Annotated in this window: 26 protein-coding genes, 2 tRNA genes and 1 pseudogene; 9 read left to right on the plus strand and 20 right to left on the minus strand. The window is 42.9% G+C overall.

Annotated elements, in window-relative coordinates; genetic code table 11:
* Window positions 1–276: 276 nt before the first annotated feature.
* The 9 genes and pseudogenes from CF596_RS12160 to CF596_RS12200 all read right to left on the minus strand — a co-directional run.
* Window positions 277–352, minus strand: a tRNA-Gly gene (locus CF596_RS12160).
* 311 nt (window positions 353–663) lie between these two features.
* Window positions 664–2,505: a glutamine--fructose-6-phosphate transaminase (isomerizing) gene (gene glmS, locus CF596_RS12165; protein WP_096902631.1), complete on the minus strand. Its 1,842-nt coding sequence runs from the start codon at window positions 2,503–2,505 to the stop codon at window positions 664–666.
* Window positions 2,506–2,517: 12 nt separating this feature from the next.
* Window positions 2,518–3,882, minus strand: coding sequence for a bifunctional UDP-N-acetylglucosamine diphosphorylase/glucosamine-1-phosphate N-acetyltransferase GlmU (glmU, locus tag CF596_RS12170; protein ID WP_096902632.1), 1,365 nt, complete (start codon window positions 3,880–3,882; stop codon window positions 2,518–2,520).
* Window positions 3,883–3,900: 18 nt separating this feature from the next.
* Entirely contained in the window at window positions 3,901–4,422 is a 522-nt protein-coding gene (locus CF596_RS12175) for a phosphatidylglycerophosphatase A (RefSeq protein ID WP_096902633.1), read from the minus strand.
* Entirely contained in the window at window positions 4,388–5,317 is a 930-nt protein-coding gene (thiL, locus tag CF596_RS12180) for a thiamine-phosphate kinase (RefSeq protein ID WP_004974348.1), read from the minus strand. The genes CF596_RS12175 and thiL overlap by 35 nt, the downstream gene beginning before the upstream one ends.
* A gap of 25 nt (window positions 5,318–5,342) precedes the next feature.
* A complete protein-coding gene (gene nusB / locus CF596_RS12185) occupies window positions 5,343–5,792 on the minus strand; it encodes a transcription antitermination factor NusB (protein ID WP_004974349.1) in 450 nt (149 codons plus the stop codon).
* Between the two features lie 4 nt (window positions 5,793–5,796).
* Window positions 5,797–6,267: a 6,7-dimethyl-8-ribityllumazine synthase gene (gene ribE / locus CF596_RS12190; protein WP_004974350.1), complete on the minus strand. Its 471-nt coding sequence runs from the start codon at window positions 6,265–6,267 to the stop codon at window positions 5,797–5,799.
* A gap of 11 nt (window positions 6,268–6,278) precedes the next feature.
* Complete coding sequence (gene ribBA / locus CF596_RS12195) at window positions 6,279–7,400, minus strand: bifunctional 3,4-dihydroxy-2-butanone-4-phosphate synthase/GTP cyclohydrolase II (RefSeq protein WP_096902634.1); 1,122 nt, start codon at window positions 7,398–7,400, stop codon at window positions 6,279–6,281.
* Between the two features lie 346 nt (window positions 7,401–7,746).
* Window positions 7,747–7,917, minus strand: a pseudogene (locus tag CF596_RS12200) (secretion protein HlyD); the annotation flags it as partial.
* 243 nt (window positions 7,918–8,160) lie between these two features.
* On the opposite strand from CF596_RS12200, the gene CF596_RS12205 reads away from it, so the two are divergent.
* Window positions 8,161–8,811, plus strand: a complete 651-nt coding sequence (locus CF596_RS12205; protein WP_004974358.1) for a response regulator transcription factor — start codon at window positions 8,161–8,163, stop codon at window positions 8,809–8,811.
* Window positions 8,812–9,669: 858 nt separating this feature from the next.
* Here the strand turns inward: CF596_RS12205 and CF596_RS12210 are convergent.
* Window positions 9,670–9,760 (minus strand) — tRNA-Ser (locus CF596_RS12210).
* 119 nt (window positions 9,761–9,879) lie between these two features.
* Between CF596_RS12210 and CF596_RS12215 the strand changes: the two genes are divergently transcribed.
* Entirely contained in the window at window positions 9,880–11,760 is a 1,881-nt protein-coding gene (locus tag CF596_RS12215) for a potassium transporter Kup (RefSeq protein ID WP_096902635.1), read from the plus strand.
* Between the two features lie 84 nt (window positions 11,761–11,844).
* Here the strand turns inward: CF596_RS12215 and CF596_RS12220 are convergent, their stop codons facing one another.
* On the minus strand, window positions 11,845–12,450 hold the full coding sequence (locus CF596_RS12220) for a hypothetical protein (RefSeq protein ID WP_004974369.1): 606 nt from the start codon (window positions 12,448–12,450) through the stop codon (window positions 11,845–11,847).
* A gap of 344 nt (window positions 12,451–12,794) precedes the next feature.
* Between CF596_RS12220 and CF596_RS12225 the strand changes: the two genes are divergently transcribed.
* A complete protein-coding gene (locus tag CF596_RS12225; RefSeq protein ID WP_096902636.1) occupies window positions 12,795–13,871 on the plus strand; it encodes a DNA/RNA non-specific endonuclease in 1,077 nt (358 codons plus the stop codon).
* A 49-nt stretch (window positions 13,872–13,920) separates the two neighbouring features.
* A complete protein-coding gene (locus tag CF596_RS12230; RefSeq protein WP_004974374.1) occupies window positions 13,921–14,166 on the plus strand; it encodes a hypothetical protein in 246 nt (81 codons plus the stop codon).
* A gap of 152 nt (window positions 14,167–14,318) precedes the next feature.
* Here the strand turns inward: CF596_RS12230 and aqpZ are convergent, their stop codons facing one another.
* A complete protein-coding gene (aqpZ, locus tag CF596_RS12235; RefSeq protein WP_096902637.1) occupies window positions 14,319–14,969 on the minus strand; it encodes an aquaporin Z in 651 nt (216 codons plus the stop codon).
* A 153-nt stretch (window positions 14,970–15,122) separates the two neighbouring features.
* Window positions 15,123–16,124: an AraC family transcriptional regulator gene (locus tag CF596_RS12240; RefSeq protein WP_096902638.1), complete on the minus strand. Its 1,002-nt coding sequence runs from the start codon at window positions 16,122–16,124 to the stop codon at window positions 15,123–15,125.
* A 127-nt stretch (window positions 16,125–16,251) separates the two neighbouring features.
* On the opposite strand from CF596_RS12240, the gene CF596_RS12245 reads away from it, so the two are divergent.
* A complete protein-coding gene (locus CF596_RS12245) occupies window positions 16,252–16,866 on the plus strand; it encodes a hypothetical protein (protein WP_096902639.1) in 615 nt (204 codons plus the stop codon).
* Window positions 16,867–17,221: 355 nt separating this feature from the next.
* Here the strand turns inward: CF596_RS12245 and hisF are convergent, their stop codons facing one another.
* A complete protein-coding gene (hisF, locus tag CF596_RS12250) occupies window positions 17,222–17,980 on the minus strand; it encodes an imidazole glycerol phosphate synthase subunit HisF (RefSeq protein ID WP_004974384.1) in 759 nt (252 codons plus the stop codon).
* 113 nt (window positions 17,981–18,093) lie between these two features.
* Between hisF and CF596_RS12255 the strand changes: the two genes are divergently transcribed.
* The 3 genes from CF596_RS12255 to CF596_RS12265 are packed head-to-tail and all read left to right on the plus strand — an operon-like array spanning window position 18,094 to window position 20,131.
* On the plus strand, window positions 18,094–19,044 hold the full coding sequence (locus CF596_RS12255) for a homoserine kinase (protein ID WP_004974386.1): 951 nt from the start codon (window positions 18,094–18,096) through the stop codon (window positions 19,042–19,044).
* Window positions 19,045–19,056: 12 nt separating this feature from the next.
* Window positions 19,057–19,686 (plus strand): DUF1294 domain-containing protein, encoded by a 630-nt coding sequence (locus CF596_RS12260; protein ID WP_096902640.1) that lies wholly within the window; start codon window positions 19,057–19,059, stop codon window positions 19,684–19,686.
* Window positions 19,687–19,726: 40 nt separating this feature from the next.
* Window positions 19,727–20,131, plus strand: coding sequence for a hypothetical protein (locus tag CF596_RS12265; protein WP_004974391.1), 405 nt, complete (start codon window positions 19,727–19,729; stop codon window positions 20,129–20,131).
* A gap of 55 nt (window positions 20,132–20,186) precedes the next feature.
* On the opposite strand, the gene CF596_RS12270 is transcribed toward CF596_RS12265, so the two are convergent.
* The 6 genes from CF596_RS12270 to hisB form a co-directional block, all read right to left on the minus strand.
* A complete protein-coding gene (locus CF596_RS12270; RefSeq protein ID WP_096902641.1) occupies window positions 20,187–21,095 on the minus strand; it encodes a DMT family transporter in 909 nt (302 codons plus the stop codon).
* Between the two features lie 94 nt (window positions 21,096–21,189).
* Window positions 21,190–21,921, minus strand: a complete 732-nt coding sequence (hisA, locus tag CF596_RS12275; RefSeq protein ID WP_004974395.1) for a 1-(5-phosphoribosyl)-5-[(5-phosphoribosylamino)methylideneamino]imidazole-4-carboxamide isomerase — start codon at window positions 21,919–21,921, stop codon at window positions 21,190–21,192.
* Window positions 21,922–21,988: 67 nt separating this feature from the next.
* Window positions 21,989–22,666 carry a hypothetical protein gene (locus CF596_RS12280; protein WP_004974396.1) on the minus strand — a complete coding sequence of 226 codons (678 nt, stop codon included), beginning with the start codon at window positions 22,664–22,666 and terminating at the stop codon, window positions 21,989–21,991.
* Window positions 22,667–22,835: 169 nt separating this feature from the next.
* Window positions 22,836–23,306 (minus strand): DUF805 domain-containing protein, encoded by a 471-nt coding sequence (locus tag CF596_RS12285; RefSeq protein WP_004974398.1) that lies wholly within the window; start codon window positions 23,304–23,306, stop codon window positions 22,836–22,838.
* Between the two features lie 248 nt (window positions 23,307–23,554).
* Window positions 23,555–24,172: an imidazole glycerol phosphate synthase subunit HisH gene (gene hisH / locus CF596_RS12290; RefSeq protein WP_004974401.1), complete on the minus strand. Its 618-nt coding sequence runs from the start codon at window positions 24,170–24,172 to the stop codon at window positions 23,555–23,557.
* Window positions 24,172–24,765, minus strand: coding sequence for an imidazoleglycerol-phosphate dehydratase HisB (hisB, locus tag CF596_RS12295; protein WP_096902642.1), 594 nt, complete (start codon window positions 24,763–24,765; stop codon window positions 24,172–24,174). The genes hisH and hisB overlap by 1 nt, the downstream gene beginning before the upstream one ends.
* Window positions 24,766–24,861: 96 nt before the next feature.
* Here hisB and CF596_RS12300 point away from each other — a divergent pair, with 96 nt between their 5' ends.
* Window positions 24,862–25,239: a GNAT family N-acetyltransferase gene (locus tag CF596_RS12300; protein ID WP_096902643.1), complete on the plus strand. Its 378-nt coding sequence runs from the start codon at window positions 24,862–24,864 to the stop codon at window positions 25,237–25,239.
* The last annotated feature ends 266 nt before the right edge of the window (window positions 25,240–25,505 follow it).

A 25,505-nucleotide genomic window follows, 5' to 3' on the forward strand; every position in this document is an offset into this window, starting at 1 on the left:
CTAACAAAGGAAAGCCACCTCTAATGGCTGCTTAACCTCTACTTTTAACTTCGGTTATTTATGGGAGGATTACCGCTTGATCAATTAGATTCAGCCCAGAACAGGAAGTAGCGAGTAAAAAAGTTGAGTCACTTTCTGGTCACCATTTGGTCACTAATTCCAAATGTAATATTCTGTTAACTTACTTTTTTATGTATCAGATTTTTTGATTGATAAAAATATTTATTAAAATCAACAAAAAAAGCCCCTATCTTTCGATAGGGGCTTTTCGTATTCTGGAGCGGGAAACGAGACTCGAACTCGCGACCCCAACCTTGGCAAGGTTGTGCTCTACCAACTGAGCTATTCCCGCATGCGGTGTATAATACATGATGCAAAAATAGGGTCAATCATTTTTTGCATGTCATTGTACTGACTGAATAAATAAACAACATTTTTAGAAAATAGTGTGGTTAAATGACTTAGGTTATTTGTTTTTATAAAAGTTTTCATTGTCTGCAAAAGTTTCAATATCGCTTGCTATGCACTGTAGTTATGCGAAAAATAAAAGTATCAGACATAAAAAATCCGCAGTACTAAATTTCTAAAAATGAAGCCGACTGCGGATTTTTTAGGTGATTCAAAATAATTTTATTAAATTTAAATCATTGAATTTAATCAATATTATTCCACTGTTACGCTTTTTGCCAAGTTTCTAGGCTGGTCGACATCTGTACCACGTAAAACCGCCACATGGTAAGACAACAACTGCACAGGAATACTATACACAATTGGCGCAAGCAACGCGCTGACCTGTGGTACATAAACCACATGCTGGCGTTCTTTATCTGCAGGAATGCCGCTGTGTTCATCTGCAAATACAAACAGCTCACCACCACGTGCCTGTACTTCTTCCATATTGGATTTCAGTTTATCCAGCATGTCATCTTGCGGTGCTAAAATCACCACAGGCATGTCATTATCGACCAATGCCAATGGGCCGTGCTTTAATTCACCCGCAGCATAACCTTCTGCGTGAATATATGAAATTTCTTTCAGTTTCAAAGCACCTTCCAAGGCGATTGGGAATTGTGTGCCACGACCCAAGAACAAGCAGTGATTTTTCTCTACAAACAATTCAGACAAACGTAAAATTGCCGTATCATTTTGCAAAGTATCTAAAATCACTTTTGGTGTGTGCCATAAGCCTGCAATAATTTCAGCTGTTTCTGTCGCTGCAATTGCATTTTTCACCTGACCAATTTTGAGCACCAATAGCATTAATGCTGCCAATTGTGTCGTAAAGGCTTTGGTCGATGCCACACCAATTTCAGGGCCTGCGAGTGTCAACAAACTATGATTGGTTTCACGCACCATAGATGAAGTTGCCACGTTACAAATGGTCATGGTGCTAATATTTAAGCCTTTTGCAGCAGCACGTTTTTGCGTATCACGTAAAGCAGCTAAAGTATCTGCAGTTTCACCAGATTGTGAAATGCACACATACAATGTGTTATTCACAATGACTGGGGTGCGATAACGGTATTCGCTGGCAATTTCCACATGACATGGCAAGTTAATTAGCTGTTCAAACCAGTATTTTGCAATCATCCCTGCATGGTAGCTGGTACCGCAGGCAATAATCTGTACCTGTTGAATCTTGGCAAAATCAAGCTCGGCATCTTTCAGGAAATCTTCACGTAAAGCGTTGCCATTCAATGCTTGTGAAATGGTTTGTTGAATTGCTTCAGGCTGCTCATAAATTTCTTTGAGCATGTAGTGTTTATATTCACCCTTCGATGCATTGTTTACAGTTGCATCCAACTCTTTTACAGGGCGTTCGACCGTTTGACCGTTTACAAAAACTTCAATGCTGTCGCGAGTTAAGCGTGCGATATCACCTTCTTCCAAATACATAAAACGGTTGGTGATCGGCAATAACGCCAATTGGTCTGAACTGATAAAGTTTTCGCCAATACCGACACCAATCACCAAAGGAGAACCTTCACGTACCGTGATCAATTCATCTGGATAATCGGTATGGATAATTCCCAGAGCATAAGCACCTTTCAGTTGAGGCACGACTTGCTGTACCGCAACCAATAAATTCGGTGCAGTTTTAAGAGCATGGTTGACCAAGTGCGCAACCACTTCAGTATCCGTTTGAGAGCTGAACATATAGCCTAAAGCTTCTAGCTCATCTTTCAGTTCTTGATAATTTTCGATAATACCGTTGTGTACGACAGCAACATTGCCAGAAATATGCGGATGTGCATTGTTTTCTGTCGGTTTGCCATGTGTTGCCCAACGTGTATGGGCAATACCGAGTGAACCTGTGACTTGAGAATCTAGTACTGCTTGCTCAAGATTTGCTACTTTACCGACACGACGCTCACGCAAGACCTGACCTTGACTAATCAATGCCAAACCTGCGGAATCATAACCGCGATATTCTAAACGCTTTAAACCTTCAATGAGGATATTGGTAATACTACGTTCTGCAACGCCACCGACAATACCGCACATAGGAACTTCCTCTTATTTTTTCAATTTCTGTGGACGTTGATAATTTTCTTTAGTGAACTGTTTAGAACGTTCCACAGCTAAACACTGTTCTGCAACATCACGGGTAATGGTCGAGCCTGCGCCTACCGTTGCACCATTGGCAATGGTGACAGGTGCAACCAATGAACTATTTGAACCAATAAAGACTTGGTCACCAATAATGGTTTTAAATTTATTGGCACCATCATAATTGCAAGTAATCGTACCTGCACCAATATTGCTGCCTGCACCCACTTCGGCATCACCTAAGTAGGTAAAGTGGTTGGCTTTGGAGCCTAAACCAATTTGACTGTTTTTCACTTCAACAAAGTTGCCAATATGCACTTCATTGGCCAATACCGCACCCGGACGTAAACGTGAGAATGGACCAATTTGCGCAGCTTCACCTACAACCGCTTGGTCAAATACGCTATACGGCTGAACTTTAGTGCCCGCAGCAATTTTGGTGTTTTTGAGGATACAACCTGCACCAATTTCTACGCCATCACCCAGTTCGCAATCGCCTTCAATAATTACGTTAATATCAATGCGAACGTCTTTACCTGCAGTGAGATTACCACGTAAATCAAAACGGGTTGGGTCAATTAAATGCACACCTTGTTGCATGAGTTGCTTGGCTTGGAAGTTCTGGAACTCGCGTTCTAATGCAGCCAATTGCACACGGTCATTCACGCCTTCTACTTCAAAAGCCAGTTGAGGTTCTACCGATGCAACTTCTAAACCATCGGCAATTGCCATCGCCACAATATCGGTCAGGTAATATTCACCCTGCGCATTGTTATTGCTCAGTTTTGGCAGCCATTCATGTAATTTGGCATTGCTGACGCAGTAAATACCCGTGTTAATTTCCTGAATTTGACGCTGGGCTTCAGACGCATCTTTATGTTCAACAATCGCTTGAATTTTACCGTTTTCACGTACAATACGACCATAACCCGTGGCATCAGCAAGGGTAAGTGTCACCAAGCCAATTTGGGTTTCACGTGAAACATCGAGTAGCTTTTGTAAAGTTTGCTCTGTAATACAAGGTACATCTCCCGATAAAATCAGTGATACACCTTCACGTGGTAAAACAGGCAAAGTCACTTTGACTGCGTGACCTGTGCCCAACTGTTCAGCTTGTTCGACCCACTGTACCTGTTCATGCGCAAACGCATTTTGCACCAAAGCACCGCCATGACCGTAAATGGTAATTATATGATCTGCTTGTAATTTTTTTGCGGTATTAATCACGTGACCCAAGAGTGGGCGTCCTGCAAGAGGTTGTAATACTTTTGGTAAATTTGAACGCATGCGCGTGCCTTTACCTGCTGCAAGAATAATCACGGTGGTAGACATGTTGAATCCTAGTGATGGCTAAACCAAAGTAAAAGATAAATAAATATAAATACATAATGCGGCCCAAAGACCCGCAATAATATCGTCCAGCATGATGCCAAAACCACCCTCGACCCGACGGTCAATCACACGTATTGGCCAAGGTTTCCACACATCAAATAGTCGGAATAGGGCAAAACCCACAATTACCCAGACCCAGCTGATTTGATTGATAAAAATCAGGGGTAAAAAGGTAATCGATTGTCCTGCAAATTCATCCCAAACAATACGACCATCATCATGTACGCCCATAACCTGTGCAGTACGTCCACAGATATATATGCCAACGAGGGACATGATGGCAATGGCAAAAAGGCTTGGAATGAAACCAAGCGCGAACCAAATGGGAATGAACAGTAGGGCAAAGGCCGAACCAAAGGTACCAGGAGCTTTGGGTAGTAGACCTGAACCGAAGCCAACACCACAGCATACAATCAGTCGGTCAGTCCAAGACATGGCTTTGAAATTAATCGCGGGTTTTTGCAAAGTGTTGGTATCCATGAAAATGAAGTGAACGATCTACGCCATTCTGTTCAAAGCTTAAGCGGTTTTGATTGTTAATTTTGCCAATAATATGAATAGGGGTATTCAGCGGTTTTTGCAAAAGCTGCTGATAATTTTGTGGGCTTATTGTAAAGCATAACTCATAGTCATCGCCACCTGCCAAGGCATATTGCCACTGCTTTTGTTGTGGTAATTCGGTTAATGCAGCATCTATAGGCAGTTGGCTGAGTTCAATACAAGCACCGACCTGAGAGGCTTTGAGAATATGCCCTAAATCTTGTGCCAAGCCATCTGAAACATCAATCATGCTTGAAGCCAGACCTTTGAGTTGTTGTCCAAGTTGACAACGTGGTGTTGGGTAGTCGAGACGTTGTTTTAAAGGATGATCGAGATGATCTAAACCAAAAGCGGCATCACCGACTTGTCCGCTGACGCAAATATAATCACCGACTTGCGCGCCTGAACGTGGAATGGCATGTCCTTGTTCAATCCAGCCTAAGGCGGTAACGGAAATGGTGAGATGCGGGCTTTGTGTGGTATCTCCACCAATTAAACTTACCCCAAATTGATCGCAACAATCATGTAAACCCTGACTAAACCCTTTGAGCCAGTCGTGATCAATTTGGGGTAGGCTCAATGCCAATAATATACTGTGTGGGGTGGCACCCATGGCGGCAATGTCAGATAAATTGACCGCAACCGATTTCCAACCAATCGCATGTGGGTTGGTATCGAGGGGGAAATGTCGTCCAGCGACTAAAGTGTCGGCACAAATGACCAATTGTTGTTGCGGCGGAGGGGTGAGCAGAGCTGAGTCATCACCGACACCTAAATCGACTGCATCGGGACGCGGTCTGTTGAAATAGGTCTCAATAATGGAAAACTCAGCCATACAACAATCGACTCAATACTTTGAATTAGTTGCTTTGTTGCTTTTCTGCTGCACGTAAGCTGTTGGCAAGACGGTCTAATACACCATTGATGTATTTGTGGCTGTCTGCACCACCAAAGTGTTTTGCCAATTCAATCGCTTCATCCAATACCACACGGTATGGAATTTCCAGATGTTGTTCTAACTCATAAGCACCTAAACGTAAGGTGGCGAGTTCAACACCATCGAGGGCTTGAATGTCACGATCAAGAACAGGCACCAGTAATGCATCCAATGCTTCATGATTGGCAACCACTTGAGTCAACAATTCATGATAATAGCCGAGATCCACTTTGTGCATGGCATTTTCCACACGGGTACGTGCTTCAATTTCATGTACTGGATTGTGGCTCATCTGCCATTCATAAATACCTTGCACAGCAAAACGACGTGCTTTACGTTTTGCTGCATAAGTTGCTTGAAGTGTTTGCGACATAGCGTTAAATAGCCTTTAACAAGTTAACCATTTCAATTGCAGTTAAGGCAGCTTCACTTCCTTTATTACCTGCTTTTGTTCCAGAGCGTTCAATTGCTTGTTCAATACTATCCGTAGTCAATACACCGTTAATCACAGGTAAGCCAGTATCTAAACCAACCACACCTAAGCCTTTGGCACATTCGCCTGCAACAAAGTCAAAGTGTGGAGTGCTACCGCGAATCACTGCGCCGAGTGCAATAATGGCATCATAACCATTCGATGCAGCTAATTTTTTAGCCACAACAGGAAGTTCCCAAGCGCCTGGTGCATGAACAACGGTGATATTATCCTCTGATACGCCATGACGTTTCAATGTGTCAATTGCGCCATCAAGCAAATGCTCAACCACAAAACTATTAAAACGACCGACTAAAATCGCATAACGGCCTTCGCTAGCGAGATGTAATAAACCTTCAATACGGCGAATTGCCATAGCAACCTCGATTATTTCTCTGATGTTGGATCTGCGGTGATATATTCCACCACTTCTAAGTTAAAGCCTGATAAAGCATTGAAACGTAATGGTGAGCTGAGTAGCTTCATTTTTTCAACGCCTAAATCACGTAAAATTTGTGCACCCACGCCAATGGTTTGGTATTGCTGTGACAATGCAGCATTGGCTTTGCCTTGTTTCGGGGATTTAAGGCTGTCTAGGGCAGGGCCCAAGTCTTGCAATTGAGCTTGACCAATCCAGACCAAAACACCACGTTCACTGTTGGCAATTTCTTTTAAAGCACGGTCTAAATTCCAAGTTGCCGAACCATCTGCTTTTTTCAGCTTCAGCAAATCACGGGTTGGATTAAAACCATGCACACGTACTGTGGTAACGCCTTCTTTCGGCTCGCCTTTGACCAATGCCAAGTGAATGTCTGGGTTCCCCAGTTCACGGTAGCGATATAAGTCAAAAGTACCATATTCGGTGTCGATGCTTTGCTGATCCAAACGCTCTACAGTTTGTTCATTGGTCATGCGATAGTGGATTAAATCGGCAATAGTACCAATTTTTAACCCGTGCTTTTCAGCAAAAATTTCTAAATCTGGACGACGCGCCATCGTGCCGTCTTCATTGATGATTTCACAAATTACCGATGCAGGCTCTAAACCTGCCAAACGGGCAAGATCACAACCTGCTTCGGTATGTCCTGCACGGTGCAATACACCACCTGGCTGTGCCATGAGTGGGAAAATATGCCCAGGCTGAACAATATCGGCAGGCTTGGCATGTGCAGCGACAGCGGTTTGAATGGTATGCGCACGTTCTGCGGCAGAAATACCTGTGGTAATGCCTTCAGCAGCTTCAATCGACAAAGTAAAGTTCGTACCGTGTTGTGCACCATTGGCATCAACCATTAACGGTAGGTTTAATTGCTGGCAACGGTCACGACTTAAGGTTAAGCAAACAAGACCACGCGCGTGTGTGATCATGAAGTTGATATCTTCAGGGCGAACGTGGGTTGCGGCAATGACTAAATCACCTTCATTTTCACGATCTTCATCATCCATGAGGATGACCATTTTTCCTGCACGGATATCTGCTACAAGCTCTTCGACAGTATTGAGCGGCATCAACCTTCACCTTCTTATTTGTCTGAAACGACATTGAATGAGAGAGATGCATAGTCTAACGGTTTTTTACCTGTTTTGCCTATGCTTATCATTTTCATTGCGTGACTTATGGTTATACACAGTGTCATCAGGCTTGGAAAGAGGTGAAAAGGAGGATTTGCTGCGTTGCTGTAGATTGTTTAGGCAATTAAGATGAAATGCAAAATCTGTGAAAAATAAAACTGTAGAGGGCATAGGATATTATCGCCCTCATTCTTGCCTTCACTTGAGCCCAGTTGGGTTTTGGGAGAAGGCAAGAATCAGAGATGAGATAATTCATTAAATTCAGGTATAAGAGAATTTCTGTTTAGCGCTCACGCAAGGCTTCTTTGGCTTTGTTGAATGGTTTGATCAGATATTCCAACACCGTTTTTTCACCCGTTTTAATATCGACTGTTGCGACCATGCCTGGGGTAATATCAAACGCTTGTCCTGCTTTGTTGCTGAGTTTGTCTGAATCGGTACGGATATAAACCCTTATCTTGGGATATTTTCTATTTCATATTACATCTTGTTTTGAGCGTTTTGGTTGTAAAATAAAACTGATTAAAAAATCCACAAAATGATCAACCTTTTTGACTGAGCGCTGAAAACATAAAAAATAAACGCTTTTCTGTGATTAATTGCACAATAAATGCAAAAAAGTCATGTCTTGCATATCCTTAATTGTCTTTGTATGGTTAGAATATAACAACTGTGCCCAAGATCTCTCACGTCTGTTATGAATATATTAATCGTTGATGATCATCCGCTGTTTCGCCATGCCTTAATTCAGGCGGTTCGTTATAGCTTACCGCAAGCTCAAATTCATGAAACTGCTGCAGTTAATGAATTGTACGAACGTTTGGAAAATGGACCTGAGCCTGATCTTGTTTTATTGGACTTGAATTTACCAGGGGCATCGGGCTTTTCTGCATTGGTGCATGTGCGTGCGCAATATCCATCTATCCCAATTATTGTGGTGTCCGCTCACGAAGAAGCATCGATTATTCAACGTTCAATTGCGCATGGGGCGATGGGTTATATCCCAAAATCGGCACATCCGAGCCATATTGGTGAAGCAATTCGTCAAGTTTTAGAAGGTGAGATTTGGTTGCCGCCAAACTTGGCTGCGAATGTTAACTTTGACCCTCGCGCTGCAGATGAAACAGCTTTGGCTGAACGTATTCAGTCTTTAACACCACAGCAATTCCGTGTATTGATGATGGTGGCAGAAGGTTTGTTGAATAAGCAAATTGCCTATGAATTAGATGTTTCTGAAGCGACGATTAAAGCGCATGTGACCGCAATTTTCCGTAAATTGGGTGTGCAAAATCGTACTCAGGCGGTATTGGCAATCAATGCGTTAAATATTGAAGAAAAGAAAATGTAAGATGTGACTGATCTGTAAAAGATGAGTTTAAAACCGCTATGTTGATCTGGAAGATTGAGCAGTGGTTTTTTATTGGGTGTTTGGTTGATAATGACCTTTTTAGAAAGCTAATTCACTTTAGGATGTGATATTTGGCGTTCAGGTTGTTGATGTGCTTAAAAACCTAAAAGGAATATTGTCTTATGTCTTTAGCTGTATGGCCTGAAACATATTCAGGCTGTCATGTCGATAAAACCGATAAAAATCGACATGAGAGAGTTGTCATGTCGATGACATAAACATATTTAGGTTGTCATGTTGATAAAATGAGTAAAAATCAACATGAGCTGAATAGCATATCAGTTTAATGATAGGCGACATGCCTCTTTTGAGATTCTTAGGCTTTGATTGTATCTGTACCCATAAATCCAATAGTGTGAAGTTGTCCGCAGCGGGAAAACCCGCCACTAATAAGAAATACATAGAAGGACGAATATATTTTAATAGTAATAGATGAATGGTGATTTGAATAAATCATACCTAAGTGAGTAGGGGGCTTTCCCCTATATGGGTTCAACTTTTCGAATTCACGATAACCAAGCCCGCCAGCCGTGATATGTGCTAGATTTCGATCATAGGTAATTATTTGGCTTTCTTTTCCGATGGTTTTATTTTTCTGACTTGAGCATCTGTAAGCATTGCAATGATTCCACAGAATTGGGGGTATAATTTTGGGGGTAATTTATTATACCCCTAGTTATACCCCCAACAAGATCAAGCTTGCAATAGATAAAGTAGATTGCATTAGACATAAAAAAAGCTTAAACCCTTTAGATTTAAGCTTTTTAAGATCACATGAGACTTCATGAGAATAATGTTTGGCGGTGAAAGAGGGATTCGAACCCTCGATACGCTATTAACGTATACACACTTTCCAGGCGTGCTCCTTCAGCCACTCGGACACTTCACCATAGGCGGTGGATAATAACCAAAAAATAGTACAAAGCCAAGTTGAAAAATTTGATTTAGAGAAAAACTTTCAGCGTAGTGCTATGATTCTCAAAAATACCGTCTAAATCGAAGACACCTATGCAAAGTACTGCAAAAAAAGCAGCCTTACCCGTCATTACCTTGGCTGCACTCGGAGTTGTATTTGGGGATATCGGAACCAGTCCTCTGTATGCCTTCAGACAAACTTTTTTAACGGCGCATCTTGCAATTACCCAAGCCAGTGTATTGGGAATTTTATCCCTAATTTTCTGGTGCATGATGCTCACCATCAGCTTCAAATACGTCACCATTATTATGCGTGCCGATAACAATGGCGAAGGCGGGATCATGTCATTATTGGCATTGAACCTGCGCACCACCCGTATTGCCGAAGACAAAAAAATCTTCCTGATCGCACTTGGCTTTATTGGTGCATCCCTGTTCTTTGGCGATGGCATTATCACCCCCGCCATTTCAGTATTGTCTGCCATTGAAGGACTAAGTATTGCCACGCCTATCTTTAATCAATGGCTCGTACCGCTCTCCATTGGTATTTTGGCAGGACTGTTCATTGTGCAGCGTCATGGTACAGGCACTATGGGCAAATTTTTTGGCCCACTGACTTTGCTGTGGTTTTTAGCCATTGGCGGTGCAGGGCTGCTCAGTATCATCCAAACCCCATTTGTATTGGCCATGGTCAGTCCACACTGGGCGTTTAACTTTGTAGTAGAGCAACCCTTTGTTGCATTTCTCACCATGGGTGCGGTGATTTTAACCATGACGGGTGGCGAAGCACTCTATGCCGATATGGGGCATTTTGGGCGGATGCCTATTCGCCTCGCGTGGTTTTTGATTGTCTTACCTTGCTTGTTATTGAATTATGCAGGACAAGGTGCGCTTTTATTGCGTAACCCAGAAGCCATTGAAAACCCATTTTATATGCTAGTACCAGAATGGGGTCTATACCCGATGATTGGGCTCGCTACAGCTGCGGCTGTTATTGCGTCTCAAGCTGTGATCACAGGTGTTTTTTCAATGGTCAATCAGGCCATTCAATTGCGTTATTTACCTCGCCTGACGGTACGCCACACCTCCGATGTAGAGCGTGGGCAAATTTATTTGCCATTTATTAACTGGGCCTTATTTATTTCGGTGCTGATTTTAATTTTGCTATTTGAAAACAGTGCCAATTTAGCCAGTGCCTATGGTGTGGCCGTGACCATGACCATGCTTTGCGGCACGATTTTAATTTCAATTTTGGCCTATGGTTTTTGGCGCTGGCCTATGTGGAAAGTTGCCCTGTTTGCGGTGCCATTTTTAACGTTGGACTTAATTTTTGTGGCGTCAACTTCGCTCAAAATTGTCGCAGGGGGATGGGTCCCAATCTTAATTGGTGCAGTCATGTTTACCATCTTGATGACTTGGAAAGATGGTCGTGCCTTAGTCATTAAGCGTTTGGAAAAAGATGCCTTGCCGATTGATCTGTTTATTCAAAGTGTCAGCATGGGTAATGAAACCAAATTTGTACCAGGAGATGCGATTTTCCTGACAGGTACGCCAAACATTGTACCGCATGCCATGTTGCACAATATTAAGCACAATAAGGTGCTGCATGAACGTAATATCATGGTGACGGTGATTACTCGCGATATTCCATTTGTGGCACAGCAAGATCGGATTCAGGTCGAAAAGCTGGATGATCGTTTCTATCGGATTAGTATGTATTACGGTTTTAAAGATCAGCCGAATATTCCGCGTGCTTTAAAACAAGCTTACAACCAGCTCGAATTTGAGTTTGATATGATGCAAATGAGCTTCTTTATTTCGCGAGATCGTATTGTGCATACCGTGGGCGATGGCATGTCACCGTGGCGTGAAAAACTGTTTATTTCAATGCAGCGCAATACCAGTCCTGTGAGTGATTTCTATCAAATTCCAACCAACCGTGTGGTGGAATTGGGTAGTCAAATCGAAATTTAAAAACTGCTCAATAGATTTTAAAAAAACCAGCATTATAAAGTGCTGGTTTTTTATTTTTAGCTCAAGATTGGTCTTAAACAGATCTTATTGTTCCGTATCACTTGGTTGTAGATGGCTTAAATCTATATCGTTTACATCTGCGCCCTGTGCCGCAGGTGCTGTGGTTTCAAGCCGTTCAGTCGTGGGCAGATTGACTGCTGCTTGTTCAGATGCAGCAGGGTTTTGTGGTGCAGCATTTAGCGCTTCTGCGGTGACATCCACATCATCGCCAGCATTTACAGGTAAATCGGCTGAAGATGACAATAATGGCGCAGAGGTGGCTTGTATGTGTTGTTCGCTCACTTGCTCTGCCTGCGCTGCGTGTTGCAGTTCGGATTCAGTCCCGACAGGCATCGTCATCGGTACATTGTCTTGAGCCAGATTGGCTTGTTCGGCTGAAATTTGGTTTGCAGGCTGTTGCGCTATATTTTCTGCTGGACTTGTTAAGTTTGTATCTGTACTCGGTACAATGCGTATCTGACCATTGGCGATTAATTCTTGTAGTGAGCCTGCTTGCCCATTAATCGTGGTGCTTATTTTGACTTTAGATAAACTTTCTAAAGTATCACCTGCTTGAATGGGTGGTTCGGCAAAGGCAGAAATGCTGATACTGCTACCAACCAAAGCACAAGCAAAAAGATGAAAACGCATGTATTTCTCCATCAAAAATCGCAAAAATAAAGTTAAAACCAATTTAAATCGTCAATGACATCCAGCTAGAGCAGCGCAATGCGCTTGGGTGTCGCTGAGCGATGTCTTTAAGGTGTATTTAGCTTGGCAGATTCGCTAAAACGGATGCAATCAAATCTACCAAACTTGATCTAGACTGATGTCAAAAGTGCTTAAAACTCAGGCTGTGTATGGCTTTTGTGGTGTTATGGCGCGGGTTTTGTTTAATTGTTAGACGAACAAGAGGTGCTTCATATACAAGCTGTGAGTGGATTGTTAAGCTCGGGCAAACTCTGCGGATTTAGAGCGAAGTCACAGTAACGGTTATGGCAAGAAAACGGCGCAATTCCAACAACATTTGGACTCAAATTTTCAATCAAAACAGCTTGAAAGTGCTACTCGGTGTAGTGGCAACAGGGAGTTTTGTGATTGCTTTTGGTCAAGAAAAAATTAGCCAGTGGACTTCACTGGTGCCGAGTTCAGGAAATAGTGCTTGCCTAACCCAGTTCTATCGAGAAACGCCGCCCTATTTACTGAAAAATAGCCTGCAAAAAGACAGCTATCCGCTGTGTTTTAATGACTTTAATGTGATGTATTCAGGGGTATCCAAAACCCCGTTATGGGTGGCAGAAGCCTTAACACCAGCGCGTTTGAGTCAGCGGATTCCACGTGAAGATAACTTTCACGAAGAACCGCGCGTCAAAGCCGAGCATCGTGCGACTTTGCTGGATTATCGTGGTTCGGGTTATGACCGTGGACACATGGCACCGAATGCCGACATGACCAACTTGGCAGCCCAGTTTGACAGTTTTTCTTTGGCAAATATGGTGCCGCAAGCCCCTAAAAATAATCAGCAGGTCTGGCGTGAACTTGAAGAAGCCACCCGAGCGGTGGTGACTAAGCAAAAGCAAGATGTGTATGTGATTACGGGGCCAAGTTTTAATGCCAAGCGTCTAAAAACCATTGGGCAGGGCGTTATTGTGCCGACTGCGGTGTATAAAGCTGTGTATATGCCCAAAACAGGCGCGATAGGGGCTTATTACGCGCCCAATAACGACTCGTTACAGGTGCAAGTGGTGAGTGTCTGCTATTTAGAAGAACAGTTGGGCATTAATTTATTCCCACAATTAAGTGAAGAACAAAAGCGCAATACCTATAAATTGCCTTTGACTGCAAATGCTGTAAAAGCCAATACACCGATTGCCTACTCACATTGGGATGCAGAAAGCCAGTGCGCAGAAGATGTATCTGCTGAGCAATTACAAGCCTTGCAAACCGAATTTAAACGCTCAGGCAGTAGTCCAGCATCGGGTGCTAGCATTGATGCAGATACTCAAGATGCAATTGCGAAGCAGTTGATTGAAGCTTTATTGCAATATATTTTACAGTTGTTGAAATCTTAAACTAAGTTAAGATGATGGATATTGCAACCTTCATTCTAGGATGAATTCAATGTTTAAACCGTTTCAAAATGGGACTGAATCACATGCGATTCATGACTTAACCTTAGAAAATGATTTAGATTGCATCAATGTGTATGGTAATTTGCAAATCAGCAAAGATCAGGCGGGTTTACAGGCAGCCAAAGCACTACAGGCTTTTTTGAATGAAGTTGTTGCAACTTTGGAGCAGACTCCGAATCTGCCTGAAAAGTTAGATCGTCCCGAAGCGGGTGAAATTGAAAATCCATTTTTATAATGGATGCCATCTCAAGATATTAAATCTACTTTAATCTGCTCATCTAAGCCATTAAAAAGCCCGCTCAAACGCTTGAACGGGCTTTGTTGTTTTGTGTGTTTTTAGATAAATCCCAGACATCTTGAAAAGCTGTGGATTTAAAGTTTTGAAGATCAGTCTTCAGCTTTTGCCATAGCGCGATACAGCACCGCACCAATCACCGCACCTACAATCGGTGCAACCCAGAAAGCCCAAAGCTGGCTGAGTGCTGCAGTTTCAGCAAAGAACGCCACACCTGTACTACGTGCAGGGTTCACGGAAGTATTGGTTACAGGAATACTGATCAGATGGATTAAGGTCAGTGCCAAACCAATTGCAATTGGAGCAAAACCTGCAGGTGCACGTTTGGCGGTTACACCCATAATCACCATCAAAAAGCCAGCAGTGAGTACCACTTCAATCAATAATACTGAACTGAGGGCATATTTTCCTGGAGATAAATCACCATAACCGTTGGTCGCGAAACCGCCTGTGCCTGCAAAACCTGCCTGACCCTGTACAATCAGATACAACACCAGTGCGGCCAGAGTCGCACCAATAATTTGTGAAATAATATACGGTGCGAGTTCTTTGGCTTCGAAACGTCCACCTGCCCACAAACCAATACTGACTGCAGGGTTAAATTGACCACCTGAAATGTGCCCAAGTGCATAGGCCGCGGTTAATACGGTCAGACCGAACGCGAGGGATACCCCCACAAAACCAATGCCCAATTCAGGAAAAGCTGCAGCCAATACCGCACCACCACAACCACCAAATACCAGCTAGAATGTGCCAGCCAGTTCTGCGAAATACTTATTCAATTTGATTCTCCAGTGCTTATTTTTTGAGTTAATTGATCAAACTTCAATTAAATTTATCGCATTTTAGATCGATATTGTGATGAATTTAACATAAATTAAAGTAAAAAGAAGCAATCATGAAGCACGTTGCATCCGCCATTGTTGTGGTGTGTGCTGCGTCCATTGTTTAAACGCACGCTGAAAGGCACTTTGTTCTGAATAACCCAGCAATAGCGCAATTTCTTGCAGACTTAAATGTGGGTCTTGTAAATATTGTTCTGCCAATAAACAGCGTACTTCCTGCATGCGTTTTTGGTAGGTCGTACCTTGCTGTTGCAAATGACGTTGCAACTGACGTACAGAAATATGTAATTGCTGAGCAATATGTTCAATTTGATACATATTTTTTTGCAGCCCCGTCAAAATGGCTTGCTGTAAACGCTGATCGGTTTGGGTGCTATTCGGTAGCTTTTCCAGTAAGGCTTGCGCCTGTTGCAACAATAAATGCTGTAAGGTTTGATCGCCCTGATGAAAAGGTTTTGCCAGTTCGGAAACAGGCAACAACACTTGGGTAATTGGCTGAGAAAAGCGCACTTTACAATGAAAATACTGCTCATACAGTGCAATATTTTTGGGTGCAGGATGATGAAAATGTACTTCGTGCAGGCAAATATCCTCAAACTGCATAAAGTGCTTCAAAAATTCCATCATCAAGGCAATGGCAATTTCATCGGTTAATTGTGTGGTCATGTGCACGGATAATTCTGACCAACGAATGGATAAGTAATCATTTTGTGCTTCGACCTGCAATGGGCCACCATCGTAAATCAAGCGATGAAAATCGTGGTAACGCTGTAATGCTTCGCCCAGATGATCACAGGACAAGGCTAAATATGCAATGATGCCTAAATGTTTGGGCTGCACGTATTTGGCAATTTCCAAACCCAAAGCAGGTTGTGGTAATTGTTGCTCCAAAGTGCTGAGCAAGTCACGCCAGAGGGCATAATCAAAACGTTCCAGATTTTGAATCTGATGTAATTTTTCTGGAATGGGCAGCTTTTTTGCTTGGTAATAGCACATCAATAAATGCCCTAAGCCACCATAGACCGAGCCCGTATATTCTTTGAATTGTTGCATGTGTTATCGGTTTATTTTTGTCGTCATTTGTCAATGATATTGATTTTTTTGGTCAAGATCTAGTCAATCTCACATGCCTATAGTGAACATCAGAGTCAAGATGTCCTGTGTTTAAGGAGAAATAGCGATGTGGAAAGGATTTCTAGCAGGTTTGGTGGTTGCCAATGGTTTTGAATGGGTGGCACATAAATATATTTTGCACGGAACGCATCGAGCAGGGCAGCGCCGTTATAGTCCTGTGCCTGAAAGTATGAAATCACATTGGGAACATCATCGTGAAGTGCGTAAAACCAGTTTTCACGATCATGGCTATGTCGAAGGGATTCGCAACTGGCGTACCAAAAATGAAATTGTGTCTTTGGCTGTGGTGGCTACAGTCGCCAGTGGTGTGTTCTATCCGATCTCTAAGGGCATGAGTCTGGCTGCTATTTATAGTGCAGCGAATTATTATTATATTCATCATCGTGCGCATTTAGAGCCAGAATGGGCGGTTAAAAAAATTCCGTGGCATTATGACCATCACATGAACAGCAATCAGGATGCGAACTGGTGTGTGACTAAGCCTTGGTTTGATTATCTTTTAGGAACGCGAGTCATTTCAGCGCCTGCTTTACAGGAGCAAAATCCGCTAGGCATTGCCTTACCTCAGGTGATTGCACAGGGTTTAAACCGTTTGTCTGCTGCATATTTTCCTGCCAAATGGGTCGAGAAAAAATTAGCTGTGGCAGAGCAGGTATCTTAACTATGTTGCAGCAAATGAAGGTTTGTAGTGACAGCTTAGGCAAGTCTTGTCGCAAATGGTCAATATTTTAGGTGTTTTTGGTCAATATTTCGGCTAAAGCTCTGCGTATATTGTGTGCAGTGAAATATCCACGGATGTTTCGGTTGAATATTGTGTGATGATGAATTGATTTTGTTGATTATTTTTTATAAGTCTATTTAAAAAGATAAAAGAACCTCAGCGCTGTGGTTTTTTGAGTTGATAGGAGTCTTCGGATTCCTTTTTTTCTGCCTAAATTTTACGTTGACTTCAGTTTTAGGCTAAAAAAAGTGCAATCCTCAGATTGCACTTTTCACAGTTCGTTTGCACTATGATTTTACAAACGCATTTCAATGCCTTGTGCTGCCAAATATTGTTTGGCTTCAGGAATGGTGTGCTGACCAAAGTGGAAAATTGAGGCGGCCAGTACCGCATCGGCACCGCCTTTTAGAATTCCATCGGCCAAGTGTTGTAAATTGCCTACACCGCCAGACGCAATGGTAGGTACCGTCACACGGTCATTGATGGCACGCATGAGTGCCAAGTCATAGCCTGCTTTAGTGCCATCGGCATCCATTGAGGTGACCAGCAACTCACCTGCGCCGTAGTCTGCCATTTTTACAGCCCATTCAATTGCATCAATACCAGTAGGTTTACGACCACCGTGGGTGAAAATTTCCCATTTGTTATCACCCGTTTTTTTTGCATCAATAGCAACTACAATACATTGAGCACCAAAACGTTGTGAGGCTTCCTGTACAAATTCTGGGTTAAATACGGCTGCAGAGTTAATGCTGACTTTATCTGCACCTGCATTCAATAATAGGCGAATGTCTTCAACCTTGCGCACGCCACCACCAACGGTGAGGGGCACGAACACGGTTTCAGCCATACGCTCTACAGTACGGTAAGTGGTATCACGACCATGATGGGTAGCAGTAATGTCTAAAAAGGTGATTTCATCGGCACCTTGTTCATTATAACGACGCGCCACTTCTACAGGGTCGCCCGCATCACGAATATCAAGGAATTGCACGCCCTTGACCACGCGACCATTATCTACGTCTAGGCAAGGAATAATACGTTTCGCTAGCATAAATTTTTCCAATTATTACAGCCGATTATGAAACTCACCCACACAAGCGCTACACCTTGGCAGATGGAGCGGGTATTCTATCAAACTTAGCTCAGGTTTTTCGCAGGTTTTCTATGTCGGTTTATACTCCTTTGACTTTAAAGGAAGTTCAGGTCTTTGCAGCGCCTTATGGATTGGAGGTGGTCGAGCTGATTCCCATTCAAGGGGGGATTCAAAATACCAATTATTTTTTGCGCTGCGACAATCAAAACGAGTACGTGCTGACCATTTTTGAAGAATTAGATCAGCAAGCGGCAGGCGAATTAATTCCTGTATTACAGCATTTGGGGCAAGCGGGTTTGCCTGTGGCAGTGCCTTTATCCTATTCGGGACAAGCCATTCACCAATTAAAAGAAAAACCTGCACAAATTGCACCGCGTTTAATTGGGCAGCATCCGACACTGGCAACAGTGGCGCAAGTGGAAGCGATTGCGATTGCACAAGCCAAAATGCATGTGGCCTTACAAAATTTTCCTTTGCAGCGCGATCATGTACGTGATCACGCTTATTGGGCAGGGGTCGCACGCCAATTAAAACCAAGCATGCATGTGGCCGATCAAGCCTTACTGTCCAAACTTTTGGGCTTGTATGAAGCCTTAACCGCAGTCTATCCGCAGCGTCCTAAAGGTTTTATTCACTCGGATTTATTCCGTGACAATACCTTGTTTGTAGATGATCAGTTGCAAGGCATTTTAGATTTTTATGAATTAAATCAAGATGAATTACTGTTTGATATTGCGATTACCCTAAATGATTTTTGTACCGACTTTCCTGAGTTGAGCTTAAATGAAAGCAAGGCGATGGCATTTTTAAATGCCTACGAAACCGTGCGTCCTTTAACCCAAGACGAAAAGGCTTGTTTAGAACTGTATTTGGCAATGGCGGCAGGACGTTTTTGGTTAATGCGTTTGCAGGTGGCTGCTAAAAATGCAGCAGAAGGGCGGACAGGCGCAGATATTTTGCAGAAAAATCCAGATGAAATGCGGAATATGCTGATTGAACGCTTAAAGTTTGTGACAGCTTGAGGGATATAGAACATGCGTGATCAAGGGCGTTTAGTCGAATGGTTTGATGAGCAGGGTTATGGGTTTATTCAGCCGAATGACCACCAAAAAGATCGCGTGTTTTTACACATTAAGGACTTCGCCCGACAAGGGCCACGTCCAATTGTGGGCTGTGCCTTGGAATATACCGTAACTGTGGATGAGCGCGGACGTTACCGAGCACAGCAAGCGGTGTATTTAAAAGCTTCGCAGACCAAAGCAGCAAAGGCATCTGCTGTGAGTGCGAAAACATCCAACATCACGCAAAAAATGCAGCCGATGCAAATATTATGTGTGGCTTATATTGTTGCTTTGGCTTTGCTGACGCTGTTGGGATTGCTCAGCGGCATGTTGTTATTATTCATCAGTTTGATGAATGCGCTGAGTTATTGGCTGTATGCACAAGATAAAGAAGCTGCACAGCAGGGTGGACGTCGTATTCCTGAAAATAACTTGCATATTGTGGCTTTTTTAGGGGGTTGGCCTGCAGCATGGTTAGCACAACAAAAATTACGCCATAAAACACAAAAACAACCCTTTGGTAAGATTTATTTTTGTACGATAGGCTTAAATATCTTTCTGATTTTATGGATGATTTCTCCGTTGAATCAGCTTAACATCTAATTGGGAATATTGTTCCAGTAACAGGCTTGTCAGGTGCATTATGTCAGACGCAGAGCATTCATATTCAGTAGATCAAGACCCACATCGTTCATTGACCATGATTTTATATGTGCTGTATATCGTGGCGATTTTTTCTGCGGGGATATTGGCCGTGATTGCCTTAATCATCAACTATTTAAAACGTAGTGATGTACAAGGTTCAATTTTTGCCAGTCATTTTACTTGGCAAATTCGCAGCTTCTGGTGGTATCTGTTTTGGAATATTGTGGCCTTTGTGCCGTTCTTTTTGGTGTTCTTTAGTCCAGATGCGCAAAGCTTTGCCAGTATGACTTTGGCTGCGACACTTTTCTGTATCGCAGTGGTTGCTATTTCGTGGTTATGGATTGTTTACCGTGCTATACGCGGTTTAATTCGCGTGAATGATAATTTACCGATGTATCATTAAATTCACGTTCGTTCGTCTTTTTAAGATGTTTTGAGCGATCTTGCCTAGATGCTGTTCATTCAACTTTTTGGGATGATGTGTTTCGTTTTAAAAATTTTGGTCGCCATTCGCTGACCAGCACGCCTAAAACCACCAGTAGTCCACCGAACAACGCCAGAACTGCCAAGCGCTCGCCTGCCAAACGTCCAATCAATGCGGCCCAAACAGGCTCACCTGCATAAATAATAGCAGCTTGCGCAGGGTCTACTTGTCGTTGCGCCCAGTTCATCACCAATTGAATCACGGCACTGGCAATGCCTAAGCCGAGCAAAACAGCAAGGAGTGACCACTGAAATTCGGGCAATTGAGTTTCTCCAACCCATGGTGCAATCGCAAAACACAATAACGATGCACAACCCAGTTGGATGAGGGTAACGCGCTTTAAATTGACCCGATTGGCAAAATAGCTAATTAAAATAATTTCAAAGGCAATCGCAATTGAACCGATTAAAGTAATGGCTTGTCCAAAACTTAACTGAATTGCGCCTAAGCCATTGCCTGTTAAAAAGACCAAGCCTACAAATGCCAAAATAGCACCCAACCAAGTCATGACATGCGGACGTTGACCAAAACATAACCACAGCAATAGCGGTACAAGCGGGACATACAGCGCCGTTAAAAAGGCCGATTCGCTACTGCTGATACTTTGTAAGCCAATGGTTTGAGTGACATAACCTAGCGCAATGACTGCGCCTATGGCAAAGCCTGCATAGAGTTCATCGATGCTAAAACCACGTAAGCTTCGCCATGAAATCAGCCCCACGGCCAACGTGGCTGCGGCAAAACGTAAGCCTACAAACAGTACTGGACTGCTGAAGTTCAAACCGTATTGCACGGTAATGAAGGTTGCACCCCAAATTAAGGTAATCAAAATGAGCGCCAGTTGCGGGGCTTTGCTGCGAAGCATTGGTGAAAGCTGAGACATAGAACCAGTGGGAGATGAAGAAAACTCAAAATAAGTAAAATAAAATCAAAATAAAAAAGAGGTCCGCAGACCTCTTTAAAAATACGCGGCAGAATTACAAAGATTGCTCATCTAAAAGCAACTGTGCCTCACGCAGGCTTAACGTGCCTTCGTAAATTGCACGACCTGTAATCGCACCTAAAATGCCAGGCTGACCTTTTAGGTTGCGTACGTCATCTAAATTGGTCACACCGCCAGAAGCAATCACGGGTAAGCCTGAATATTGCGCCAAGTTTACGGTTTGTTCTACGTTCACACCTTGCATCATGCCATCACGGGCAATATCGGTATAAACAATGCTAGATACACCTGCATCGGCAAAACGCTTAGCTAAATCTGTTGCCTTCACGTCTGTGACGTTGGCCCAACCATCAGTAGCCACCATGCCATTCATGGCGTCAATGCCGACAATGATGTGTCCTGCAAATTTCTTGCAGGCTTCTTCTACAAAAGTAGGCTCTTGTACGGCTTTGGTACCAATAATCACGAACGATACGCCTGCATCCAAATAGTGTTCGATGGTTTCGAGTGAACGAATACCGCCACCAATTTGAATTGGAAGATCCGGTTGTGATTTTGCAATCGCTTCAACCACAGGTTTATGAATTGGCGTACCTGCGAAAGCGCCGTTTAAATCGACTAAATGCAAGCGACGCGCGCCTTCATTTACCCAGTGTTGTGCTGTTGCCACTGGATCGTCAGAAAATACAGTATCATCTTCCATACGACCTTGTTTTAAACGAACACACTTGCCATCTTTCAGGTCAATTGCAGGGATGATCAGCATGCTTTCGCTCCTTGCCAAAAACTTATTGAATTCAATCTGTGCATCTTAACAAAGTATTGTTAAATATCTAAGCATCTGTTGTAGGTTTTGTTTTAGAGGGACGAATCCGCAATTTGAGTGAACTGTTTGGGATATGCTCGGGCAATAGACCCAAACGCCCCAATTCTTCAAATATCAACACAGGTGCGTAGGCATCGGCGGCAGCATAGGCAATTTGTGCTTCACTGAGCTGTTTGCATGCCCAGTTTGAGGTGCTGATACTTCGGCTTTTAGGGAAATGAACGTGAAATAATAATGCCATGGCATTTTTAAGCCCAAGCGGACTTTTAAAACCAAAACTGCCAAAACATTTGGATAGTTCAATCACGCTATTCAGTTGTATACCTTTTTTACGAAATAAATGGGCATCATTTTTCAGCCCAAAACCTACTTTAATTTGATCGCGATTGGCAAAAACTGGCTGCAAAAATTGCCAAATGTCATCATTGAGCTGAAATAGATAGGCTTTTTCTAAGGTTGCGAGCTGAATTAAATGCGGGCCTGTAGAAACTTCGCCTACATTAAACGTGGGTTTAGATTCAGAATCGAAACCCAAGACAGCTGCGGTTTTCAGTTCAGCTTCAATTGCTAGACATTGCTCTAGATTTTGAATCAGTACAATATTTTGACGCGCAATATTTTCAAACAGTGGCAATTGCCGAATTTCATCAGGGCTAGGCAGGGTACGCAGACGAGTGAGATCCATAACATTCAAAGCGGTAAAGAAGCGGTTTTAGCCTAAAGCGTTTTGCGGAATTTGGCAAAGTTTAAAAGATTGAAAATGCTGTGCAGGACAAAGATTGCAGCGAATATCCTGAAAAAATAGCCCAATAGATGGGCTATTTCGAAATATCAACCAAGTGGAATATTTTTGCTTAGACGTTGCTGAATATACCTGACAAGAAGCTGCCAATAATCGCCAAAATCATCAGCACAATAAAAATCCAAGCCAGTACTTTTTCCCAACCTGCAGTTTCACGTACCGCACCATAGCTATTTTGACGATCATCGCCAGGTGCAAATACCAAATATAAACCCATAATAATATTCACCAAAGGCACCAAAATCAGCAAAGATAACCAGCCAGTATGATTGCGGTCATGCAAGCGGCGGATGGTGAAAATAAAGCTAAAATAGAACGCAACGATATAAATGATCACGAGCAAGATCATGCCGATGCCCATAGAGCCAGAGCCGAGCTCTAGCAATAAATTGGGTGCAACAACGGCAATAATTGCAATCAGTACTGCAAGCCCCAAGCTGAGCAAACAGTTCCACGCTAAAAATGATAATCGACCAAAACGCCCCGCTGCACTGAGTGCAGAATCTTCTACATATTGACTCATTGTTGTAATTCCTAGATTTTTTGAATTTTCTGTCGCATACCGTATATTTGCTCAAAAATCTTGTGAGATATCTCTCTCACATCGCAAACATAGACCAATTATCGACAGACCCTCAGTTTATTTTGAATAAAAGCTATAAAAAACGCTTTAATTTTAAACACAAATCAATGTGCAATAAAAGTGAAAAACATTCACGCAAAAATAAAGCCGAGATTAACTCGGCTTTATTGATTGAAGCATCCTGAATATTAGATATTCCATTCCACAAAGTTTTTTAGTAACTGCAAACCAACAGTGTGACTTTTTTCTGGGTGGAACTGCGTTGCAAACAAGTTGTCTTGATGCAGGGCTGTACAGAAAGTTAAACCATAATCACAGGTCGCGGCCACGATTTTTTCATCTTGCGGTTCAACATAAAAACTATGCACGAAGTAAAAACGCGCATCTTGTTCAATGTTGTTCCACATAGGGTGGCTCGGGTCACGTTGATGTACCTGATTCCAACCCATGTGTGGCACTTTTAAACCTGCTACTTCAGGAAAGCGTTTGACTGTACCTGCAAAAATGCCCAGTGCATCTGCTCCGCCATTTTCTTCGGAATGTTGCATCAGCGCCTGCATGCCTACACAAATTGCAAGTACAGGTTTATTAAAGACCGCGTTGCGTACCACGTCATCAATGCCAGCTTCATGCATGCCTTGCATACAATCACGCATAGCACCCACACCTGGAAACACAATTTTATCGGCTTGTGCAATCAGTTTTGGGTCATTGGTCACATCTACCGTTGCACCCACATGCTCTAAAGCTTTCGCTGCAGAGTGTAAATTTCCCATGCCATAGTCAAGAAGGGCAATTCGGGTCATTAGAGTGTTCCTTTGGTTGATGCCACTGTATTTTCAGCACGCGGATCGACTTCACATGCCATGCGTAAAGCACGTGCAAATGCTTTAAATACGCTTTCAATTTGGTGGTGGCTGTTTTTACCTTTGAGGTTGTCGATGTGCAGTGTCATTAATGCATGGTTGACAAAGCCTTGGAAGAATTCTGAGAATAAATCCACATCAAAAGTACCAATACGTGCGCGGGTAAATGGAATATCCATAAATAAACCCGGACGACCCGATAAATCGACAATCACACGGCTTAAAGATTCATCAAGTGGTGCGTAAAAGTGACCGTAGCGTCGTAAACCTTTTTTATCGCCCAAAGCTTGAGCAAAAGCTTGTCCAAGCGTGATACCACAGTCTTCTACAGTGTGGTGATCATCAATTTCCAAGTCGCCATCACAATGAATATCAATATCAAACAAACCGTGTCGCTTGATTTGATCAATCATATGGTCTAAAAATGGAACTCCAGTGTTGAGTGTGCCTTGACCCGTACCGTCCAGATTCACACGAACTCGAATTTTAGTTTCGTTGGTATTTCTCACCACTTCACTGATACGTTGGGTCATAGACACGTTCCTCAAAAAACGTCAAAAATGATTGATGTAAAATGTTTTCGCTGTGACGAAGTCTCAGCATATTAGATTGCTCAGGAGGGTTAATCAATGCCTATTACCGTACATGCCTATACTTCACTGGAAAATACCGAAGTGCGCAGCCAGCTTGAGCGACTGTATGATACCAGCCCTGAATTTGGCGATGGGCAAGATGCGGTAAGCCAACTTGAGCAGAACTTGGCTCAGTATACCCTACTTTACACGGCAGAATTTAATACTAAAGTGATTGGTGCGATTTGGTGCACAGGGCAAGATGATCATCGTACGCTTGAATATATTGTGGTGCATCCTGCAAACCGTGGTCGAGGTGTGGCAGATCGTTTGGTGAGTGAGGTGTGCCGTATGGAAGAAGCCAAAGGTGTGCAGCACTTTCAGCCGGGTTGTGGTGCGATTCATCGTTGTTTGGCGCATTTGGGTAAGTTGTGAGTTTTTAAAAAGCTGACGTTGTGTCTGTCTTTTCAGTTTATCCGTATAGGTCAAAATTAAATTAGTATCGAAAATCCCTTCTCTTGCGCCATATATGGCTCAGGGATGAGGAATATCTTCCGTAAGAGGATGATGGGGGATTGAAGTATGGTTTTAATCGGATTTGTGAAAGAAGTTTATCCACTGGAGCGAAAAACCTCGTGGTTCAGCACGAGGATATAAGCGACTGGAGTAAACCATATGAACGACACGAAATGTCGTTTTAA

The sequence above is a fragment of the Acinetobacter sp. YT-02 genome (assembly GCF_002412355.1).
GTDB lineage: Bacteria > Pseudomonadota > Gammaproteobacteria > Pseudomonadales > Moraxellaceae > Acinetobacter > Acinetobacter towneri.

Excerpts from the sequence above, each read along its gene's own strand:
- glmS (WP_096902631.1), bottom strand. The coding sequence starts at position 2,505 with ATGTGCGGTATTGTCGGTGGCGTTGCAGAACGTAGTATTACCAATATC.
- glmU (WP_096902632.1), bottom strand. The coding sequence starts at position 3,882 with ATGTCTACCACCGTGATTATTCTTGCAGCAGGTAAAGGCACGCGCATG.
- CF596_RS12175 (WP_096902633.1), bottom strand. The coding sequence starts at position 4,422 with ATGGATACCAACACTTTGCAAAAACCCGCGATTAATTTCAAAGCCATG.
- thiL (WP_004974348.1), bottom strand. The coding sequence starts at position 5,317 with ATGGCTGAGTTTTCCATTATTGAGACCTATTTCAACAGACCGCGTCCC.
- nusB (WP_004974349.1), bottom strand. The coding sequence starts at position 5,792 with ATGTCGCAAACACTTCAAGCAACTTATGCAGCAAAACGTAAAGCACGT.
- ribE (WP_004974350.1), bottom strand. The coding sequence starts at position 6,267 with ATGGCAATTCGCCGTATTGAAGGTTTATTACATCTCGCTAGCGAAGGC.
- ribBA (WP_096902634.1), bottom strand. The coding sequence starts at position 7,400 with ATGCCGCTCAATACTGTCGAAGAGCTTGTAGCAGATATCCGTGCAGGA.
- CF596_RS12205 (WP_004974358.1), top strand. The coding sequence starts at position 8,161 with ATGAATATATTAATCGTTGATGATCATCCGCTGTTTCGCCATGCCTTA.
- CF596_RS12215 (WP_096902635.1), top strand. The coding sequence starts at position 9,880 with ATGCAAAGTACTGCAAAAAAAGCAGCCTTACCCGTCATTACCTTGGCT.
- CF596_RS12220 (WP_004974369.1), bottom strand. The coding sequence starts at position 12,450 with ATGCGTTTTCATCTTTTTGCTTGTGCTTTGGTTGGTAGCAGTATCAGC.
- CF596_RS12225 (WP_096902636.1), top strand. The coding sequence starts at position 12,795 with ATGGCAAGAAAACGGCGCAATTCCAACAACATTTGGACTCAAATTTTC.
- CF596_RS12230 (WP_004974374.1), top strand. The coding sequence starts at position 13,921 with ATGTTTAAACCGTTTCAAAATGGGACTGAATCACATGCGATTCATGAC.
- CF596_RS12240 (WP_096902638.1), bottom strand. The coding sequence starts at position 16,124 with ATGCAACAATTCAAAGAATATACGGGCTCGGTCTATGGTGGCTTAGGG.
- CF596_RS12245 (WP_096902639.1), top strand. The coding sequence starts at position 16,252 with ATGTGGAAAGGATTTCTAGCAGGTTTGGTGGTTGCCAATGGTTTTGAA.
- hisF (WP_004974384.1), bottom strand. The coding sequence starts at position 17,980 with ATGCTAGCGAAACGTATTATTCCTTGCCTAGACGTAGATAATGGTCGC.
- CF596_RS12255 (WP_004974386.1), top strand. The coding sequence starts at position 18,094 with ATGTCGGTTTATACTCCTTTGACTTTAAAGGAAGTTCAGGTCTTTGCA.
- CF596_RS12260 (WP_096902640.1), top strand. The coding sequence starts at position 19,057 with ATGCGTGATCAAGGGCGTTTAGTCGAATGGTTTGATGAGCAGGGTTAT.
- CF596_RS12265 (WP_004974391.1), top strand. The coding sequence starts at position 19,727 with ATGTCAGACGCAGAGCATTCATATTCAGTAGATCAAGACCCACATCGT.
- CF596_RS12270 (WP_096902641.1), bottom strand. The coding sequence starts at position 21,095 with ATGTCTCAGCTTTCACCAATGCTTCGCAGCAAAGCCCCGCAACTGGCG.
- hisA (WP_004974395.1), bottom strand. The coding sequence starts at position 21,921 with ATGCTGATCATCCCTGCAATTGACCTGAAAGATGGCAAGTGTGTTCGT.
- CF596_RS12280 (WP_004974396.1), bottom strand. The coding sequence starts at position 22,666 with ATGGATCTCACTCGTCTGCGTACCCTGCCTAGCCCTGATGAAATTCGG.
- CF596_RS12285 (WP_004974398.1), bottom strand. The coding sequence starts at position 23,306 with ATGAGTCAATATGTAGAAGATTCTGCACTCAGTGCAGCGGGGCGTTTT.
- hisH (WP_004974401.1), bottom strand. The coding sequence starts at position 24,172 with ATGACCCGAATTGCCCTTCTTGACTATGGCATGGGAAATTTACACTCT.
- hisB (WP_096902642.1), bottom strand. The coding sequence starts at position 24,765 with ATGACCCAACGTATCAGTGAAGTGGTGAGAAATACCAACGAAACTAAA.
- CF596_RS12300 (WP_096902643.1), top strand. The coding sequence starts at position 24,862 with ATGCCTATTACCGTACATGCCTATACTTCACTGGAAAATACCGAAGTG.